We start from the raw sequence: 18768 nt of genomic DNA on the forward strand, positions 1-18768 counted from the left end.
TTGACGGCTCGTCTCTTCCAGCTTCAGTGGATGTTAACCGGGATACAGTATCTGCGGTTGCTGAGGAGGAAGGTGACTGCATGGTTTGTTTGGAGGTCCTCCCTGTTTCCAATTGGAGAATCGTTTGAGAATGACAACAATAGAGTACGACCTTGTCAGCCCGGTAAAGTTCCAGGCAACCGGTATCAGAGAAGCCTGACCTGTTTTGTCAGGCAGCCTGGCTGTGGGGTGTGTTACTGGATAGCGCACCGCTGCAGCTACTCCAATACACGTCAACTGCCACAGCCTGAAAACTGACGTATTCATAATTTCTGAAAACATAAGAGATCCAGCAGCTTTCACTGCTAAGAAAAATCACTATCACCACCCTGAAAATTCTGACACCCTGAGCCCTTGAAAATCAATGCCTGAGACCCAAGATTCCTGCATCCCGGAGCAATGGCCGCCCGGGAATGAGCTTATGGAGCATACTGGTCTTTGGTACGCTCAGACTGGTGACGAACTGTGATTATGACCGGCTTCAGGAACTCGCTAACGAGCATGGCACTTTACGAAAGATGCCTGGTCACGGGCCTTACTGCACACACTCTTATCATATTCAGACACTTCAGGATAATATCAGCCTGTTCACGCCGGAGATATTGGACCATGTGAACCTTCTGGTCGTTGTCGCAGGCCATGAACTGGTAAAAAAAGATGAACCGCTATGTTACCGTGCCGATTCGTTCGTCGGCAAAACCGACATCCACTTCCCCACAGACATCAGTTTATTGAGCGACGCATGCCGTAAAATGGTGGAGTTTGCGGCTGTTCTCGCCCAGCAGTATCGTCTTATCGGGTGGCAGCAACTGAGTACTTAAAAAAACAACACCGGAAATGCTATCACACGGCTCGTAACCTGAAGCATTCAACGACCGACTGAGAGACCAGGAAGAGCCAGCGGCAGCATGATATTGAGCTGGCTCATCTTGAGTACCTAAAATACAGTCTCAGGATTATCCATAAAGCTGAAGACACCCTGCTTGAACTGACCGCGCTGCATGCGGCTGAGCCAAGGCTGGAGGATCCCAAATAATATTACAGGATCAGTTCGGTTTTACCCTCCATCATCTTGTTATGGAAAAGCAAACAGACGACCATGTTGCTGTTTCCATAGCAAAAGGGGCGAAGAAACGCTTTCCTGCACTGAATCAAGTCAGTTATGACAAAGGATTATGGAGTCCGGGAAATCTTGAACAGCTCGAAGCTATTTTGGAGCGACCGATTAGATGGGGTTTCTTACAGGTACTCGTTAGTTGTTGACGATAATCACGCAGTGCGGACAAAACCGTGAGCCGATAAAGAGATGACGTTCCTTATTCAGAATGCAGCATCGCAAGTAGTGTTTTGATAAATTCCTTTCTCTTGATCTCGAAATCATTAACATGCGCAGTGGTGGATAGCCAGTTGTTCACTCTGAGTTCAAAGTCATTGCGGCAAATATGGTTGTTCAATTTGATTTTAAGATTCTCAGTAAGAGCATGGAGGCGTTGTTGTTCGTGAAATTGTTCAGTCTGACAGTCAGGTTTTATGGGTTTGTCGTCAACGTGCAAAGCAATAAACTGGCTGGCCTTATGCAAGGTAAGCAGGGTGCGCATAAACAAACCGTAAATACGTTCATCGGCGTTTTGAGGTGAATTAAAAAGAATGGTTCGTGGTATATGAAATACCGCTTCTTTTTGCAATTTCCCGGTCAAAGAATCAAGGTTTTCAGTGAGGTATTCCAGGGTATCGTTCAGTAACCGGATTTCTTCAGCAAACGACAAACACATTACCGGCCTTTCAACGCCGGGAACGTGAATGGCCAATTCTGCGGTATTTCTACGGGCTGCCCTGGCATCAATATTGACCTGAAGCCCCATTGTTTTCACCCCCAAATCACCCTCTTTAAGCTGAATATTGTAGGCGCTTGGCAGTTTAATCGCCTGGCATCCCGGGATAGGCCCGATGGTGACGCTTTTGGGGATTTCTGAGTCCATGTCGCTGTTAAGAGTCTGCATCTTTTTAACGAGTCTTCTGGCCGACTCTTTGCCCGTGCAGATAATGTCAATATCATTGAATGATGAGCAGAGGTTCTGTAAAAAACGGGCGTATGAGCCGGTAATCAGAATTTGGGGATTGCTATAAAGACCATTGATTTCCTGAATAACCTCCAGTGCTTTCAATGTTAATGCATTTAACCGCGTAACCGAACTGACTAAATCTGGCCTGCTTGACCATTGCTTCACCGTTTGTACTACATAGGCGATAGCTGTCTGAGAGGTGAACGTATTGTCTGTTTTATCCCGGCGTTCACTGCCCGAACTGGCGACGGATACCGCTACCGATGTTGTTCTTCGGCCAGAACTCTCTACACCGGGGGGGACGTGGGGGAGTTGTTCTTTATGGTCATGCCTGGCAGTATTTGCACGATTGGCTGAATGCCTGATGCCATCACCGGGAACGGCGCTTTCCCGTTGAAACAGTAACTCATCCATTATGTTGGCTTCGCAGCTATAACGTTCAAACCAGCAGCCCAGGGCGTGGCGCAGCTTGCTTCCTTCAGGAAAACTCTGAAGACTCTCCAGAACCTGATACCTGTGGATTTGTCGTCCATTAATAGATTGGCGGGCAATATGGCATTGTGCCAGGAAGAAGAAATGCAGTCGTGAGTTCTGAAATGAGCGCCTCAGTCTTTTGATGGATTGCAATACCTGTTCTGCTGATACTCTCTGATGATTTATTGGCAGCCCATGATGAATAGCCATACATTGCAACATACATTGCAACCGGTGTTGCTCATCGTCTTTGGTCGGCACATGGTTTAAGATTTGCCAGGCTTCTTGCAGTAAGTCCTGCGCGTCGTTGGTTTCATCATAACACTGAGACTGTTTCAGTCTTTGCATCAGATACCTGGCTTTCCTTGAAGAGTGATCCCCGGATGCTTCATTAAATGCTGCTAATACGTCCTTGTTATCCAGATAGTTGCCATTCAATTCTGTTGCATTCAATGCCAGCTTGGAGTAAAAAATCGCTTTTTCGAGCAGCCAGCCACCGCGTTCATAACCCTTAATGACTGCATCCGGTTTGACCTGCTGACCATTCAGCGCCAGGCCCCTCAGGAAACATTCCGCCTTGAAGCGTGCTATCCCCAGTTTTCCTTTCGGGCTCTCCGGGAAATCCTTGACCACCGCCTCCGGTGTGACCTGTTGACCATTCAATGGCAGGCCTTTCAGGCAACATTGCTCCTTAAAACGTGCTATACCCAGTTTGCCTTGCTGGCTATCCGGGAACTCCTTAACTACCTCATCCGGTGTGACTTTCAGGCCATTTAATAGCAGGCCTTTCAGGCAGCACTCCGCTTTGAAGTGTGCTTTCCCCAGTCGGCCTTCTGAATTATCCGGGAAATCCCTGACCACCACATCCGGTATGATTTGCTGGCCATTCAACGGCAGGCCCTTCAGGCAACATTCCGCTTTGAAGCGTGCTACCGCCACTTTGCCCTCAGGGCTTTCCGGGAAATCCTTAACCACTGCGTCCGATGTCACCAGCTGGCCACTCAATGGCAGCCCCCTCAGACAACATTGCGCTTTAAAGTGCCCCAGCTCCAGTGCTGCTTTGGCTGCCTGATAATCCTCCACCACCTTATCCGGTGTGATCTGCTGGCAGTTTAATGGCAGGCCCCTCAGGCAATATTCTGCTTTGAATCGCACTATCCCCAGTCTGCCTTCCGGACTGTCCGGGAAATCCTTTAGCACCACCTCCGGTGTGACCCGCTGGCCATTCAGCGTCAAGCCTTTCAGGCAACATTCCGCTTTGAAGCGCGCTATCGCCATTCTGGCTTCCGGAATGTCCGGAAAATCCTTTAGCACCGCCTCCGGTGTGACCCGCTTGCCATTCAACGTCAAGCCTTTCAGGCAACATTGTTCCTTAAAGCGCGCCAACTCGATGGTTGCTTTGGCGGCCTGAAAACCCCTGACCACCACATCCGGTGTGACCAGCTGGCCGTTCAACAGCAAACCTCTCAGGCAACATTCCGCTTTGAAACGCACTGGCTCCAGTGTTGCTCTGGCGACCTGATACCCCTTAACCACCGCATCCGGTGCAACCTGCTGGTCATTCAACGAGAGGCCCCGAAGGCAACATTGTTCCTTAAAGCGGGCTATTCCCAGTGTGCCCTCTTGATTATCCGGGTAAGCCTTAATTACTTCGTCCGGTTTGATCAGTCGGCCATTCAACGTCAGGCCCCTGAGACAACATTCTGCCTTGAAGCGCGCAATCCCCAGTTGTCCTTCCGGACTGTTCGGGAAATCATTAACCACCGCACCCGGTGTGACCAGCTGGCCTTTTAACCGCAGGCCTCTCAGGCAGCATTGTTCCTTAAAGCGCGCTATCCCCAGTTTGTCTTTCGGGCTCGTCGCAAAATGCTTAACTACTTCGTCCGGTGTGACCTGCCCACCATTCAAAAGCAGGCCCCTAAGGCAACATTCTGCTTTGAAACGCGCCAGCTCCAGTGTTGCCCTGGTGGCCTGAAAGCCTTTAACTACTTCCTCCGGTGTGACCTTCTGGCCATGCAGCGGCATACTCTTCAGGCAACATTCTTCCTTAAAGCGTAGGATTGCCAGCTGGTATTTTTTATTTTGATACGGCTCCCGGTTGAATTCTTGAATGACCTGATCTGGTGTCACTTTTCTATTGCCATGAAGAATGTTTTGTAAGCAGAGCTTTTGCAGGAAGAAGCCACTACGCAGAGACGATTTATCCATCCCATAGGCTCTCAGTACATCAGCTGATGTGACTTTACGTCCATGTAATAGTTTTTTTTCCCAAAAGGCATCCTCAACAAATTTGCCATCATTCAGTGAGCGAGCTGTGCCTTTAAACGACGGACGGTTTAACACTCTTTTACCGCTAAATGTACTTCCAGAGTGTGGAGAACTCCCGCTTGAAGCAGGTTTTTGGCCAACCTGGCCAGCAGGCTTTGGGTAGGGGGAGGCGGATGTGATTGCTTTCAGAATAAAACCCTGCGCACTTGGAATATAAATATCGCAGTTTGACCTTCAAATGATTATCAGGTTCAAAATTTCAGGATCAAGACTTAACGGTCCTGATTGTGGAGGAGACGCAGCAGAAGTTAAAAACTGTCGCTTAATAAAATTATGCAAGATAATCGTCGTTCAACTGACTTTTCTTCCGCTTCAGTCGAGTATAAAAATCGTCTCTTTCTGCCAACCAGCCGCCACGCTCATAGTCCCTGCCAACCTCATCTGCTGAGACCGCCTGGTGATTCAGTGGCAGGCCGTTCAGGCAGCATTCCGCTTTGAAACGCACCAGCGGCAGTGTTGCTTTAGCTGCCTGATAATCCTTAACCACCTCATCCCGCTTGATCCTGTGGCCTAACACCCGCGGGATCCTCAGGCAACATGCCGCTTTGAAGTGCGCCATCTCAAGTTTGCCTCCCAGGCTATCCGGAAAAGCTCTAAGCACATCTTCCTGTGTGATCAGTTGGCCTTTCCACGGCAGGCGCCTCAGGCAACACTGTCCTAAGAAGCGCGCTATCTCCAGTTTGCCTCCCGGACTATGCCGGAAAGCCTGAACCACTACTTTGGGTAAGATCGGATTGCCCAATGGCAGGCGTCTAAAGCAACATTCCCGCTTAAAGAACGCCATCTCCAGTTTGCCTTTCGGAGTATCCGGGAAAGTCTCAAGCACAGCTTTCGGTGTGACCTGCATGCCATGCAGCGGCAGTCCCATCAGGTAACATTGTGCTTTGAAGATGGCCATCTCAAGTTTGCCTTCCGGACTATCCGGGAAAGCCTCGACCACAGCTTCCGGTGAAACCTGCTGGCCATGCAGCAGCAGTTCCCTCAGGCAACATTGAGCTTTGAAGATCGTCATCTCAAGTCTGCCTTTCGGAGTATCCGGGAAAGCTTCGACCACAGCTTCCGTTGAGACATTCTGGCCATGCAGCGGCATTTTCCTCAGGCAACATTGCGCTTTGAAGAACGATAACCTCTCTTTGCCTTCCGGGCTATCCGGGAACGCCTCTACCACAGCTTCCGTTGAGACCTTCTGGTTATTCAACGGTATGCCCCTGATGCAACAATTCGCTTTGAAGCGCGCTATCCCCAGTTTGCTTTCCGGACTGTCCGGGAAAGCATTAACCACTTCATCCGGTGTGAGCTGAAGGTCATTCCATAGCAGCCCCCTCAGGTAACATTCCGCTTTTTTGTCCGCTCTTTCAAAAAGCAACAATGCCATGCTTTTATCGCTGACCAACATTTTTTTAATGACATAATCTGATCGAAGGCATGACACATGACGTGTATGGGTCGCACTGAAATGAACAAAATCAAAAAAAGACAGATTACTGGCAATGAGTTCTAGTAGTTCATCAGGAAGTTTGTTCAAATAACAGTTATCAGGTTGGCGATGTACTTTTTTTACGGTTCTGATACCAAAAAGCGCGAATGGAATTAATGAGTCAGGGGTTTGGGGATCAAGAATAAACGACTTTACTCGGGGTGACACAGCAGTGGCTGGAAACATAATATAGGTCCTTGTACACCTTTTTTTCTATGAGCCCGGGGTCTGAAAAAAGTTCCGCGTGCGGCAATGACCTGCCTGCTTAGAGTAAAAAATCATTTTGCTGGCCGGGTGTACTTACAGTAATTCAGGCCATGGCCAGCACCAACAATATACTTAAAATATGGCTATCCGGACTCAGGATTTCGTCAGGGGAGCCCTGATAAACATTAATGGTCGTTTGTATATCAGGGCTGCTGTAGCTGCTGTAAATGTTGCGCAGGCCCTGAAACGTTTCAAGACAGGGCTGGATCAAGCTGGTTGTGGATGGTTCGGATAAATAACCTGGCATCAGTAAGCTCAAGATCAGCAAGGGACAATGCCAGGTGGTTTTTGCTGCCATCGGTTATCAATCGCAGGCCGTCAAAGTTCAGCTCACCAAGTGAGCTTGGGATCCGCAGCCGAATCAGGCCATTGTGACTGAATTCAATCGTTGACAAATCAGGGTTGAATTCAAGTGTGTCAGCGGAGCCTGCTATCAGGAGAGGCTTGAGCAGTGTTTCCAGCGTGCTATCAATCGGCTCGGCATGTTCTTTCGCAAGCAGTGGGTAAGCCGGAGTGAGCAGAGCCATTGACAGGGAGGCGGATAAACGAAGCTGGCTCTGGCTGGAAAGTGCCCTGCGTAGTTGCCATCGTGACAGCATGCGCTGTTCAATCAGGTACTCTCCAAGCAGCTGGTCATGGCTTGCTGACCGGTGAATGGCGGCATCAAGCTGCTCTGGTGAGATATATCCTTTTTTTATCAGGATCTGGCCCAGCCTTGAGTTGTGATAAACTGCCTGCCGTTTTTGTTCTTCCATCATTAAGGTCCATGATCTTGCCGGGGCATTGCTTTCAATATCGGCCAACGGGATAATGGTTTGATCATTGCGGATGGTCGAAAGCGGTTGGTTAAACCAGTGCGAAAATCGTTTTCGCCAACTATTCTCGTCATGGCTCGTTGATAACGAGCCATGAATGTTTTCTTCAACAGGCTCATTCATGTCAAAAAATACGGTGGATACTGAGAGCTTTGCCTTTGAGCAGTCTTTGGCCGAGCTGGAGACATTGGTCCAGAAAATGGAGTCCGGCGATTTGAGCCTGGAAGAATCCCTGAAAGCCTTTGAGCAGGGCATTAAACTGACCCGTGGTTGCCAGAAAGCATTGACCGATGCTGAGCAGAAAGTTCAACAGCTGCTTGCGCAAAATGGTGAACTGACCACAGAGCCATTTGCTGCTGACGGTGCAGAGCCTTCAGCAGATAGAGGACTGTGAAGATGGCAAGCCCTGTGCCGCTTTCAAAGTTTATCGAGCAGTGTCGTTTACAGGTGGATAATGCGCTCTCTAAAGTCCTGTCTGATGACAGTAAGGTCAGCCCCCTGCTGCTGGAAGCGATGCGATACAGTGTCTTTAATGGTGGCAAAAGAGTGCGGCCAACGCTGGTTTATGCTGCCTGCCATGCTTTTGGTGGGGATGTTAAGCAGGCCAACCCTGCTGCCTGCGCTGTTGAATTAATCCATGCCTACTCACTGGTTCATGATGATTTGCCGGCAATGGATGATGATGACCTGCGCAGGGGCAAGCCAACCTGTCACAAGGCATACGATGAGGCAACTGCGATTCTGGTGGGAGACGCGCTGCAGAGTCAGGCCTTTGAGGTGTTGGGCAATGCCCGTTTATGTCCTGATTCAACCCTGACCGACAGTGTTCGATTGCAGCTGGTGACGATCCTCAGCCAGGCGTCGGGACTGGCTGGCATGGCGGGTGGTCAGGCGATGGACCAGTGTGCCGCCGGGACGGTGCTGAACCAGCAGCAGCTTGAGTTGATGCATACCCATAAAACCGGTGCTCTGATTCGGGCCAGTGTCCGTATGGGAGCATTGTGCGCCAGGCCGTTGCAGGGCGAGGAGTTGCAGTTACTGGATCATTATGCAAGAGCCATCGGCCTTGCCTTCCAGGTTCGGGACGATATTCTGGACGTGATTGCTGATACGGAAACGCTGGGCAAGCTTCAGGGAGCGGATATGGCTCTGGACAAACCTACTTATGTTTCCCTGATGGGGCTGGAGGCAGCGAAAGCTTATGCCAAAGAGCTTCACCATACTGCCATCAGCGCCCTTTCCGGATTCGACCATTGTGCTGATTTTCTTCGCCAGATTGCCGACTACATCATTCGAAGAAGCTATTAATGTTGTTGGTGGCTTCAGGAATCCAACCTATCTGATTTGTCAATTCTACGGGCTAGGCGGCACAACAAGATTGTGCGATGCTATTCCAGTCAGGTTGGGTGTACAATGCCCCAGCGGATCATCCCAGACGTTATTACGAGCACATGTTTCACGAGATACCCAAGACACTGCCTGATACTCCTTTGCTGGACCAGGTAAATAATCCGGAACAACTTCGCGCACTTGAAGAATCCCGTCTGCCACAACTGGCCCGGGAGCTGCGGGAGTTTTTATTGTATTCCGTTGGGCAGACAGGGGGGCATTTTGGTGCTGGGCTTGGTGTAGTGGAGCTGACCATTGCGCTTCACTATATGCTTAATACTCCGGAAGACCGTTTGGTCTGGGATGTGGGTCACCAGGCTTATCCGCATAAAATTCTGACGGGGCGCAGGGATAGAATGTCATCCCTGAGACAAAAGGATGGCCTCGCCGCTTTCCCGAAAAGAGACGAAAGTGAGTTCGATACGTTTGGTGTCGGGCATTCCAGTACGTCGATCAGTGCGGCGCTTGGCATGGCCATTGCCGCCCGGGCTAAAGGTGAAAAGAGACGCGCTGTTGCGGTGATTGGCGATGGCTCCATGACGGCGGGTATGGCCTATGAAGCCATGAATCACGCAGCGGATGTAAAGGCCAATATGCTGGTGATTCTTAATGATAACGATATGTCCATTTCCAGAAGTGTTGGCGGGCTCGCCAACTATCTGGCCAAAATACTTGCCAGCCGGACTTACCACCATATTCGTGAAGGCAGTAAAAAGGTTCTGAATGTTATCCCCCGTGCCTGGGAGCTGGCAAGACGAACCGAAGAACACGTCAAGGGAATGGTGGTTCCCGGAACGTTGTTTGAAGAGATGGGTTTCAACTATATCGGTCCTATTGATGGTCATGACCTGCCGATGCTGGTTCATACCCTGAGGAATATGAGAGACCTGGAAGGCCCTCAGTTTTTGCATGTGGTGACTCAGAAGGGGAAAGGGTTTAATCCGGCCGAGCAGGATCCGATTGGTTACCATGCCATTACCAAGCTGGAGCCACAGGCAACAGAGAATCCGAAGACGGTTGCCCCCAGGAAACCCAAATACGCCAATGTTTTTGGACAGTGGTTGTATGATATGGCCGCTGCGGATGAACGGTTGATGGGTATTACGCCGGCAATGAAAGAAGGTTCTGACCTGATTCGTTTTGCGGATCACTTTCCGGAGCGTTATTTTGATGCGGCGATTGCCGAGCAGCACTGTGTCACACTGGCGGCCGGCATGGCCTGTGAGGGCCTCAAGCCGGTTGTTGCTATCTACTCGACATTCCTGCAGCGTGCTTATGATCAGCTGATTCATGATGTCGCTGTGCAGAAGCTGGATGTGCTGTTTGCCATTGACCGTGCCGGCATGGTTGGGGAAGATGGCCCAACCCATGGTGGCTGCTACGACATTGCCTATCTGCGTTGTATCCCCGATATGCTGGTGATGACGCCGGGCGATGAAAATGAAACCCGACAGCTGCTGTCTACTGGTTTTCTTTATAATGGGCCGGCATCCGTTCGTTATCCCCGGGGAACAGGGCCTGGTGCGGAGATTTGTCCTGATCTTGAACCTTTGCCTGTTGGTAAAGGTGAAATTCGTCGTAAAGGAAGCCGGGTAGCGCTGCTGGTGTTTGGCACCTTGCTGGGGAATGCCCTGGCAGCTGCTGAGTCGCTGGATGCCACGGTTGCCAATATGCGGTTTGTTAAACCTCTGGATGAAGTGCTGGTCAAAGAGCTTGCTGCTAACCATGAGTTGTTGGTGACCCTGGAAGAAGGGTGTATTGCCGGTGGTGCAGGCTCAGGCGTTATGGAATATCTGCAGAAGCAGGAAATGACTGTGCCGGTGCTGAACCTTGGTATTCCTGATACCTACATTGAAGCGGCGAGCCATAAGGAACAGTTGGCTCAGTGCGGGCTGGATCAGGAGGGTATTATTCGTTCGGTTCGTGACAGGATGGAGCGGATAGAGCGGAAGTCCTTTCATCTTGGCAAAACGGCTACTCCGGCTTAGGGAGTTTGCCCTGAACACCTGTCCTTCACACGACAACGTCGAGATGATAAAAAAGGGAGCCGGCTGGCTCCCTTTTTGATGTTATTGGATTTGTTCAGGCCATGTTGTACATGTGACCCAGCTTCCACACTTTTGTGGCCAGATAACGCTCGTTGTGAGGGTTTTGACCGGTCTGGTGCGGGATCCTTTCGGCAACCTGAATGCCAAGGTTGGTAAGGGATTCAACTTTGCGTGGATTGTTGGTCATCAGTTTCAGGCTGGAAACGCCAAGATGATCAAGCATGGTTTTGCACATGTCATACTTGCGCATATCCGGTTCAAAACCCAGTTCTTCATTTGCCTGAACCGTATCCATGCCACTGTCCTGAAGGTGATAGGCGCGAACCTTGTTCAGCAGACCAATGCCACGGCCTTCCTGGCGGAGATAAAGCAATACTCCCCGGCCTTCTTCAGCAATACGCTCCAGGGCCGCCTGAAGTTGTGGGCCGCAGTCGCAGCGCATGCTGAACAGTGCATCACCCGTCAGACATTCTGAATGAACCCTGGCAAGTACCGGTCCCCCCTGACTGACATTCCCCATGGTTAATGCCAGATGCTCCTTGCCCGTACCAATGTCTTCGAAGCCATACATGATGAATTCGCCATAGGGCGTGGGTAAGCGAGACTCTGCAACAAAACTAACAGACACTCACTGCTCCTTATGTAGTTCGTGACCGGATTGTATCAGTCTGTGAGGCGTCAGGCGAGTATGGTAATAAGGCAGAAAAATAGAGAGAACTACCGGCTGACCCGGAACAATGGGTTAGTAATTTGCCTCAATCTGCATGACTCCGCGATGCTCTGACAGTTTGACGTGTTTCAGAAAGCTCATGCCTAATAATACGATGTCAGGGTGGGAGCCTTCGATAACGGTTGCTTCTACGTGATTTACCCGAATGTTGCCCAGAAGCACGCTCGATAAATTTACCTGATAACCATCAACAAGATCGCTGGCGGTTGCTACTTTAATTGGGGTTCCTGCCTGATAATCGATGCCCAGACGTTTGGCGACCAGTGAGTTGATGGCCAGAACATTAGCACCAGTGTCCACCAGAACATCAATGGCACGGTCATTAATCCGTCCACGGGTGATGTATTGTCCCCGGTTATTTCGGGATATTTTGATCATTGCTTTCTCAGGCTGTTGAATGCCACCGTTCATATCCCGACTGATCCGGTAGGTCATTGCCTTGCCATTGACTTCCAGGGTGGCGCTGGTACTGGTCGCTTTCAGCAGTTTTATGCCTGCCACCGATTTTCCATCTGTAGCCAGTAAATGCCGCTGACCGTCGATGATAACCAGTGCTTTATTGGAAAACAGACCAACAACGTTGATATTGCTGGCATGGCTGTGGGTGCTTATGGCCAGGGCCAGAAGAAAGGTTGACAGTCTCATTATGTATTCTTATTTCTTATACTTACTGTTTTTGATGATATCAGAGGCTTAAGCCAGATTAACAATCCCTATGTGAGAACTTTCTTCAGATAGACATAATGAATGGCCTGCAGGCACAAAAATGCAAAGACGCCTGCCACCAGGTCATCAACCATAATGCCAATACCGCCGTGAACTTTTTTATCCAGCCAGCTGATCGGCCATGGCTTCCAGATATCAAACAGCCTGAACAGGACAAAGCCCAGAAGAATCCAGGGCCATCCTGCCGGGGCAGCAATCATGGTTATCCAGAAGCCGCAGAATTCATCCCAGACGATCGCTGGATGGTCATGCACCCCCAGATCTTTTGCGGTCCGCCCGCAGAGCCAGAAACCCAACACTGAAGCGACAACTATAACCCCGAGGTATGTCCAGAGACTTAATCCCTGCAGAAGCAGGTAAAAAAACACAGCGGCAACGGTGCCGAAGGTCCCGGGCGCTTTAGGAGTCAGCCCACTGCCGCAGCCAAAGGCGAGAAAGTGAACAGGATTTTTCCAGCAGGTTTCTCTTGGTGTTATGCCTTGTTTGGTAGAGAGCGTCATGGGCTTTATATTCTTTCAGAAATCAAAAATGAGTGTAGGCTTTTTTGCTGAGCAGGTTGCCCTGTGGGTCTCTGATTATTCCAGACTCATCATTAATCTGGCCAATACAGGTAATGCGACAGCCATCTGAGAGTTTCGCTGGCAGCGTCTGAGCCAGGTGGCGGGGAATCGTGAAGCAGAGTTCGTAATCGTCACCACCGGTCAGGGCCAGGGTGAGTGCGGTATCCTGGTCATGGCACCGGCCAAGGGCCGCAGACCTGGGGACCAGTTCAGGCTCGATTTCTGCGCCTACGTTGCTGGCTTTGAGGATATGGCCAAGATCACCCAGCAGCCCATCGGAAATATCCAGGGCCGAGGTAGCGCCTGCCTGGCGCAGCCATTGTCCGGCGAATAGACGGGGTGAGGGGTACCAATAGCGATGTAACAGGTATTTAAGGCTTTCATCACCACAGGTTTCCGGTGTCTCGCCGCTCAACACAGAAGGCAGCGCCCCGGCGGCATCACCCAGGGTGCCGGTAATACAGATAAGATCACCGGGCCGGGCACCACTGCGTAACAGGGCCTGTCCTTTGGGGATCAGCCCCTGGACCTGGAGCGTGAGGGTCAGCGGTCCTTTCGTGGTATCTCCGCCAATCAGCGGGATTTTAAATCGCTGGGCAAGCTGGGCAAGACCTTCAGAGAACTCTTTCAGCCAGAGTTCGGAAACCCTGGGCAGGGTCAGGCCGAGGGTAAAACTGTGCGGTTCTGCCCCCATGGCCGCAAGATCACTGAGGTTGACGGCCAGGGCACGGTAACCAAGGGCGAAAGGATCACATTCACCGGGGAAGTGAACCCCTTCCACCAGGGTGTCCAGTGACTGGGCAAGCTGCATATCCGGGGGGATGTCAAAGAGCGCACAGTCATCTCCAATGCCAAGAATGCTGCTGGTATATTGCCCTTGAATCTGTGCAATCTCAGGGCGAGCAAAATAGCGTTTGATCAGCTCGAATTCACCCATTACACCAGTGGCCATAAATCCCCGTTAAATGGTCAAGTCGTCTTCTGTGCCTGACATACGCCATGGCGTAAGCAGCTTATGATCAGTCTATTTTTTCCGGTAGGCTTGCACTTCCTCAGAACGCAGGCGTGGTGCCAGCTTGTCGAGGATGCCGTTAATATAACGATGGGAGTCCTGGGCACCAAAGCGCTTGACCAGTTCAATGGCTTCATTGATCACCACCCGGTAAGGAACATCCTTCCGGTTGATCAGTTCAAAGCAGCCAATGCGCAGGGCGGACAGCTCCACCGGGTCAAGCTGGCTCAATGGGCGGTCCAGTACGGCGGTCATCGCTTCATCAAGTTGGTTGGCCTGATTGGGAACACCATGAATGATGGCACTGAAATAGCCGGCATCCACTTTGCTGAAATCATTGTCAGTGCGGAATTGCGCTTCAATCTGGTTCAGTGGTGATTTGGCAATTTGCCACTGATACAGTGCCTGAAGGGCCAGCTGTCGTGCTCTTCTGCGAGCCGACGGGTTAAGCCGGTCTGCGCTCTTCTTTTGAACGGGGTTGCCTTGTGGGTTATTCATTGGCGAGGTGCTCACCTCAAGCCTCCAGATTCTATAAAAGGGATATCATTTGAAAGGCGTGGGCCTTTCCACCCTTGCTGCCAGATTTTGATCAGGTTTATTGCCGTCAGAGCATCAAGGGGAAGCACTTCATCTTCCAGATTAACCTGAGACGGCTTTTAAACACATTCGTTAGCAACGCAATCAAAGTGCGGTGTACCACCAGAAGGTGAACCAACCAAATAGTAATAGCAAAGGCAACTTTTGTATTAAATACAGATGAACGATATCCGATCAGTTTACATGATCGGGTAGCGTTCATTGTGATTTTTTTACGCTATTGAGGGGCTATTTCCATCGGATGAGTTACTCACCAAATGGCAGATACTCCACAACTTCCAGGTCAAACCCGGAAAGAGCCGCAAAGCGGATGGGCGAGCTTAACAGGCGCATCTTGCCAACGCCCAGGTCCCGCAAAATCTGTGAGCCGGTGCCAATGGCCTGGTAGGCTCTGGACATTCCATCGGAAGACGAACGTTCATTGGCATCAACAAAGCGCTCCAGGGCCATTCCCAGGTCCTGGTGGCTGCCGGAATCCAGCAGTACCACAACCCCGCAGCCTTCTTCGGCGACCCTGGCCAGGGCTTTATGCAGAGACCAGCTGGTGCGGGTAGTATCACTGTGGGCTGCCAGAAGGTCGCGGAACGGTTCCATGGCATGAACACGAACCACGGTTGGTGAATCCGGCGTAATATAACCTTTGCTGAGCGCCAGGTGTTTGCAGTCGCTGATGCTGTCCTGGTAAACCGAAAGATCAAACTGGCCAAAGTCGGTATTAATGACCCGTTGCTCAACCTTTTCTACGGTTTTTTCATGGATAATCCGGTAGTGGATCAGGTCGGCAATAGTACCGATTTTCAGGTCATGCTTTTCTGCAAACGCTTCCAGGTCAGGGCGACGGGCCATTGAGCCATCTTCATTCATGATCTCAATAATGGCGGCTGCCGGTGTCAGCCCTGCCAGACGGGCAAGGTCACAACCGGCTTCTGTGTGGCCAGCGCGGCTCAATACACCGCCGGGTCTGGCACGAAGTGGGAAAATATGACCTGGCTGGACAATGTCGGCCGGGCGTGAAAGTGGGTCAACCGCCGTTAAAATGGTTCTGGCCCGGTCCTGAGCGGAAATACCCGTGGTCACCCCTTCTGCCGCTTCAATGGATACGGTGAATGGTGTGCCATAGCCAGACTGGTTGTCCGAAGCCCCCACCATTTGCGGAAGACCAAGAAAATCACAACGATCGCCGGTCAGTGTCAGGCACAGCAGTCCCCTGGCCTCACGGGTCATAAAGTTAACAATTTCCGGGGTGATTTTCTCCGCAGCGATGATCAGATCACCTTCGTTCTCACGGTCTTCATCATCCATCAGTATGACCGGCTTACCGAGGCGAATGTCCTCTAGAAGTTCTTCGATGGAGTTCAGCTGCATAATGTCCCTCTGATACCCGGTGGTTTCCGGTACGATTTCTTATCAGCTATAAGCGAAAAAATGTGTGGCGGCTATTTTACTCTTTTCGTCAGGGGTTAAAAGCGGTTTATGGGGAATCTGGGCTTTGTTGTGATTGGGTTGTAATGTTTCAGGCTAAACGTATGGCTGCTGCTTATCTGGCCGATCAATATCCAATGGAATGATAAAGAGACTATTTATAATGTTTGGAAATACATCGGACGCATTAAAGTCTTCTGCTGACGTTCTTGAAAAATGGAATAGTACAGGTAATAACAGCCTCTGGCGATCTCTGGATATGCAAAAGGTGAATACGTCAGATGGTCGACTTGTTTATAAGCTGGTGGTAGAGGAAGGTTTTTTTTCTTATCTGAAAAATCATGTCAAATGTTTCCTTCTCGCATCTCGTTACAAGAAAGCCATGGAGGAAGCGCTCCAGGCACCCACCATAGAGAAAAGCATAAAGGAGCGGTATGTTGCAGGGGTTAACAAGGGGGTTGTGCCCTTTGTGAGTCACATACCATACCAGGAATCATTGCCAGCAATAGAGGGTGGCCAAAACGCAAATAGTCCGACAATCGGATCGACAGAGTCAGATGATGATTCAGGTTATGAAACGGCCAGTAATCTAAGTGACATTCCTGGCCCATTTGATGTAGATGACATGGAGCGTGTATATAGGCTTCCTGATGAAGCTCAGGATGAAGGTTATTCTGAGAGCCCTGTGAACCATAACCATGCAAATGCTGACATATTTAATGATGAACTCCAGCAAGCATTAGAGCAGAGCATGGTGACCGGGATCACGGATCAGTTGAGAGGTGCTGACCGAGACCGGGAGGCAAGTGAGCTGTCAGAAGCTATACGTCGTAGTCTGGCTACTGCAACGGATGAGAATGATCCCGATTTGGCCCGGGCGTTAGCGCTCAGCATAGAAACGCAAGAACTGGATGAGCAAATGCGCAGTGCCAGAGAGCGGGCAGATGTGGAAAAGGCCACTCAGCTTAGTCTGGACTCAGGCAATGTTGCTGAAAGTGATCCCGATATGGCGCTGGGTATCGCTGGAAGTAAACAAACGAACGCCGTTGAGCAGGAAAAATTTATCTGGCAAGAGCAAAAGGCGGAGGCCATATTAGCGAAATACCACCGTGAGTTTTTTCCGACGGCTCGCGATGGCAATTGTTTTTATGATGGTATGTCCAGGGTTAGACGTCATTCCAGCATCAGGGAATTAAGAGATCGATCCTACCAGGAGGGAATAAAGTGCCTGCAAGGCGATGGTAAGCTGCCGTTTGACTCGGCACTCACTGTTACGTTTAAAGAACAAATTGAACAGTTACAGAAGTCCCATAATTATGCCGAACAGATTGATCTTCGTCTGATGGCGTGTACTGAAAATTGCAGGATCATTGTTTGCGATCTTGATGAAAAGGTACTCAACGTTGCAGGTCCTGAAGGTGAGCTTGAACAGTATCCAAAAAAAACATTGTCTGAAGTCATGGGGCAATACCCTGAGGCAGAATTATTTGTGTACGATAAAGAGGCCAAACACTACATGACAGGCAGGAAAAAGTAGTGTTGTGATTGCTGGCATGCTTGGGAATAGTCCTAGAATAATTTCCACATTCTGGAGCCTCCAAACTCCGTTCGTCCTGAGTGCTGAGCTTGACGAAGTATCGAAGGGCGTGAACTGCGAAGCATGACAGATCGTGCCAGGCCCCCTCCTACTCCGCTCAGGGTGAACGGAGAGTGAACTCTAAATGTCGGAATTATTTAAGGGCAATTACTTAACGCATCAGGATAGAAAAAACCGAAAGTACGGCAACAATTGTCTACTAACGAGATCCTCACTCGTTGGAGCGTGCTATTCTCAGGCCCGCAACGGACCGGAAAATTTATCAGGCTTGGGCAGTATTTCTAATTGGGTGGTTAAGCTTTCCAGGATATTTTCTATCTGGCCTGAATCAAGACGTGCGTTTAAAAGGTCTGAGATGATTTTCTCCTGCTCATTACTAAGTTCTTGTTTCAATCTTTTCAAGCTTTTATTAGGGCCTTCTCTACAAATTCTTGATTCATGTTGAAGGCAATCAGAGCAATGTTTGTGTCCGGGCGGGACTCCCACACAGTGGTGACCCATCATGTCGAGCAGGGATAGCAAAAGCTCACCTATTTTTTGCTGTTGTCTGCGATTCCAAATGAGGGTGTCATCAGAATTGTTTGGTCGGCCGAAATCAGAAATTTTCAGCCTGTTCTCTCGGGCAACATAGAGGACATTTTTCTTGCCAATATCTGCACTGATAATCCTGCCTTTTTGCAGTATGTGAAGATACCCTCTTAATAATTCGGCTATAAAAAAGTTCAGCTGTTTGCTATTCAACTTTGTTTTGTCTTGCCCCCATAAAAAAATGAGTTGATATAAGTTGCAGTCTGCCAGCTCCATAGCAATGGTAGAACTATCCAGAGAGTAGTCCAACATAGTTACAATATTTACATGTGGGTTTAATGCTTTGAAAGCATTGATTTCAAGTTCACCGTAATGGCTGGTTTTTTTCAGTGCGACATATTTGTTTTCTGTATTTCCTGTTATTTTTTCAGCAAGAAACACTTTCGAGAAACAACCTTCGCCAATCTGGTGTTTTTTTATATATCTTCCAGACATGAGCGCTACAGTTTCATTGTTTTCGTCAAAATGTGCTTGTGGTGGATGTTGGTAAGTTGATTCAGATGGATTAACAGATTGCATTTACTAACCTCAATTAAGTTATCGTTAATGGTTGTAAGTAGTTCTTCCTTTGCTTTCACATAAATCACTAACCGCTATATTAGTAATAACAATACCTTGTTTCTTCCAATAAAATGG

Annotated in this window: 15 protein-coding genes; 5 read left to right on the top strand and 10 right to left on the bottom strand. The window is 49.7% G+C overall.

The annotated features are described in order from the left end of the window. Window positions 1–452 precede the first annotated feature (452 nt). Complete coding sequence (locus tag J7438_RS12740; protein ID WP_209276834.1) at window positions 453–860, top strand: hypothetical protein; 408 nt, start codon at window positions 453–455, stop codon at window positions 858–860. A gap of 495 nt (window positions 861–1355) precedes the next feature. Here J7438_RS12740 and J7438_RS12745 read toward each other — a convergent pair whose 3' ends face one another. The 3 genes from J7438_RS12745 to J7438_RS12755 all read right to left on the bottom strand — a co-directional run bounded on the left by J7438_RS12745 (window position 1356) and on the right by J7438_RS12755 (window position 7586). Then, the gene (locus tag J7438_RS12745; RefSeq protein WP_209276835.1) at window positions 1356–4784 is read right to left on the bottom strand and encodes a hypothetical protein; all 3429 of its coding nucleotides are present in this window, start codon (window positions 4782–4784) and stop codon (window positions 1356–1358) included. Between the two features lie 391 nt (window positions 4785–5175). After that, window positions 5176–6567, bottom strand: a complete 1392-nt coding sequence (locus J7438_RS12750; RefSeq protein WP_209276836.1) for a hypothetical protein — start codon at window positions 6565–6567, stop codon at window positions 5176–5178. A gap of 272 nt (window positions 6568–6839) precedes the next feature. Beyond that, complete coding sequence (locus J7438_RS12755) at window positions 6840–7586, bottom strand: cyclic di-GMP-binding domain-containing protein, MshE-related (protein WP_209276837.1); 747 nt, start codon at window positions 7584–7586, stop codon at window positions 6840–6842. Between J7438_RS12755 and J7438_RS12760 the strand changes: the two genes are divergently transcribed. The 3 genes from J7438_RS12760 (at window position 7585) to dxs (ending at window position 10840) form a co-directional block, all read left to right on the top strand. Next, entirely contained in the window at window positions 7585–7857 is a 273-nt protein-coding gene (locus tag J7438_RS12760) for an exodeoxyribonuclease VII small subunit (protein ID WP_209201840.1), read from the top strand. The genes J7438_RS12755 and J7438_RS12760 overlap by 2 nt on opposite strands. Window positions 7858–7859: 2 nt before the next feature. After that, complete coding sequence (locus J7438_RS12765; protein WP_209276838.1) at window positions 7860–8771, top strand: polyprenyl synthetase family protein; 912 nt, start codon at window positions 7860–7862, stop codon at window positions 8769–8771. A gap of 143 nt (window positions 8772–8914) precedes the next feature. Continuing rightward, window positions 8915–10840, top strand: a complete 1926-nt coding sequence (dxs, locus tag J7438_RS12770) for a 1-deoxy-D-xylulose-5-phosphate synthase (protein ID WP_209276901.1) — start codon at window positions 8915–8917, stop codon at window positions 10838–10840. A 94-nt stretch (window positions 10841–10934) separates the two neighbouring features. Here the strand turns inward: dxs and ribA are convergent, their stop codons facing one another. The 6 genes from ribA to ribBA form a co-directional block, all read right to left on the bottom strand. Further along, the gene (gene ribA, locus J7438_RS12775) at window positions 10935–11528 is read right to left on the bottom strand and encodes a GTP cyclohydrolase II (RefSeq protein ID WP_209276839.1); all 594 of its coding nucleotides are present in this window, start codon (window positions 11526–11528) and stop codon (window positions 10935–10937) included. A gap of 114 nt (window positions 11529–11642) precedes the next feature. Next, complete coding sequence (locus J7438_RS12780) at window positions 11643–12275, bottom strand: retropepsin-like aspartic protease family protein (protein WP_209276840.1); 633 nt, start codon at window positions 12273–12275, stop codon at window positions 11643–11645. A 68-nt stretch (window positions 12276–12343) separates the two neighbouring features. After that, window positions 12344–12856, bottom strand: a complete 513-nt coding sequence (locus tag J7438_RS12785) for a phosphatidylglycerophosphatase A family protein (protein ID WP_209276841.1) — start codon at window positions 12854–12856, stop codon at window positions 12344–12346. A gap of 22 nt (window positions 12857–12878) precedes the next feature. Next, window positions 12879–13868 (bottom strand): thiamine-phosphate kinase, encoded by a 990-nt coding sequence (thiL, locus tag J7438_RS12790; protein WP_209201846.1) that lies wholly within the window; start codon window positions 13866–13868, stop codon window positions 12879–12881. A 72-nt stretch (window positions 13869–13940) separates the two neighbouring features. Continuing rightward, window positions 13941–14426: a transcription antitermination factor NusB gene (gene nusB / locus J7438_RS12795; protein ID WP_209201847.1), complete on the bottom strand. Its 486-nt coding sequence runs from the start codon at window positions 14424–14426 to the stop codon at window positions 13941–13943. Between the two features lie 345 nt (window positions 14427–14771). Next, a complete protein-coding gene (gene ribBA / locus J7438_RS12800; RefSeq protein WP_209276842.1) occupies window positions 14772–15890 on the bottom strand; it encodes a bifunctional 3,4-dihydroxy-2-butanone-4-phosphate synthase/GTP cyclohydrolase II in 1119 nt (372 codons plus the stop codon). 220 nt (window positions 15891–16110) lie between these two features. Between ribBA and J7438_RS12805 the strand changes: the two genes are divergently transcribed. Continuing rightward, window positions 16111–17484, top strand: a complete 1374-nt coding sequence (locus tag J7438_RS12805) for an OTU domain-containing protein (RefSeq protein ID WP_209276843.1) — start codon at window positions 16111–16113, stop codon at window positions 17482–17484. A gap of 294 nt (window positions 17485–17778) precedes the next feature. On the opposite strand, the gene J7438_RS12810 is transcribed toward J7438_RS12805, so the two are convergent. Beyond that, window positions 17779–18651, bottom strand: coding sequence for a protein kinase domain-containing protein (locus tag J7438_RS12810; RefSeq protein WP_209276844.1), 873 nt, complete (start codon window positions 18649–18651; stop codon window positions 17779–17781). Window positions 18652–18768: the final 117 nt, after the last annotated feature.

It is taken from the genome of Thalassotalea sp. G20_0, from assembly GCF_017744175.1.
Taxonomy (GTDB): Bacteria; Pseudomonadota; Gammaproteobacteria; order Pseudomonadales; family Endozoicomonadaceae; genus Endozoicomonas.

Bases quoted from the DNA above. Each gene is read 5' to 3' on its own strand.
- J7438_RS12755 (WP_209276837.1), bottom strand. From the start codon at position 7,586: ATGAATGAGCCTGTTGAAGAAAACATTCATGGCTCGTTATCAACGAGC.
- thiL (WP_209201846.1), bottom strand. From the start codon at position 13,868: ATGGCCACTGGTGTAATGGGTGAATTCGAGCTGATCAAACGCTATTTT.
- J7438_RS12750 (WP_209276836.1), bottom strand. From the start codon at position 6,567: ATGTTTCCAGCCACTGCTGTGTCACCCCGAGTAAAGTCGTTTATTCTT.
- J7438_RS12805 (WP_209276843.1), top strand. From the start codon at position 16,111: ATGTTTGGAAATACATCGGACGCATTAAAGTCTTCTGCTGACGTTCTT.
- J7438_RS12785 (WP_209276841.1), bottom strand. From the start codon at position 12,856: ATGACGCTCTCTACCAAACAAGGCATAACACCAAGAGAAACCTGCTGG.
- J7438_RS12760 (WP_209201840.1), top strand. From the start codon at position 7,585: ATGTCAAAAAATACGGTGGATACTGAGAGCTTTGCCTTTGAGCAGTCT.
- dxs (WP_209276901.1), top strand. From the start codon at position 8,915: ATGTTTCACGAGATACCCAAGACACTGCCTGATACTCCTTTGCTGGAC.
- nusB (WP_209201847.1), bottom strand. From the start codon at position 14,426: ATGAATAACCCACAAGGCAACCCCGTTCAAAAGAAGAGCGCAGACCGG.
- J7438_RS12810 (WP_209276844.1), bottom strand. From the start codon at position 18,651: ATGCAATCTGTTAATCCATCTGAATCAACTTACCAACATCCACCACAA.
- ribBA (WP_209276842.1), bottom strand. From the start codon at position 15,890: ATGCAGCTGAACTCCATCGAAGAACTTCTAGAGGACATTCGCCTCGGT.
- J7438_RS12765 (WP_209276838.1), top strand. From the start codon at position 7,860: ATGGCAAGCCCTGTGCCGCTTTCAAAGTTTATCGAGCAGTGTCGTTTA.
- J7438_RS12745 (WP_209276835.1), bottom strand. From the start codon at position 4,784: ATGGATAAATCGTCTCTGCGTAGTGGCTTCTTCCTGCAAAAGCTCTGC.
- J7438_RS12780 (WP_209276840.1), bottom strand. From the start codon at position 12,275: ATGAGACTGTCAACCTTTCTTCTGGCCCTGGCCATAAGCACCCACAGC.
- J7438_RS12740 (WP_209276834.1), top strand. From the start codon at position 453: ATGAGCTTATGGAGCATACTGGTCTTTGGTACGCTCAGACTGGTGACG.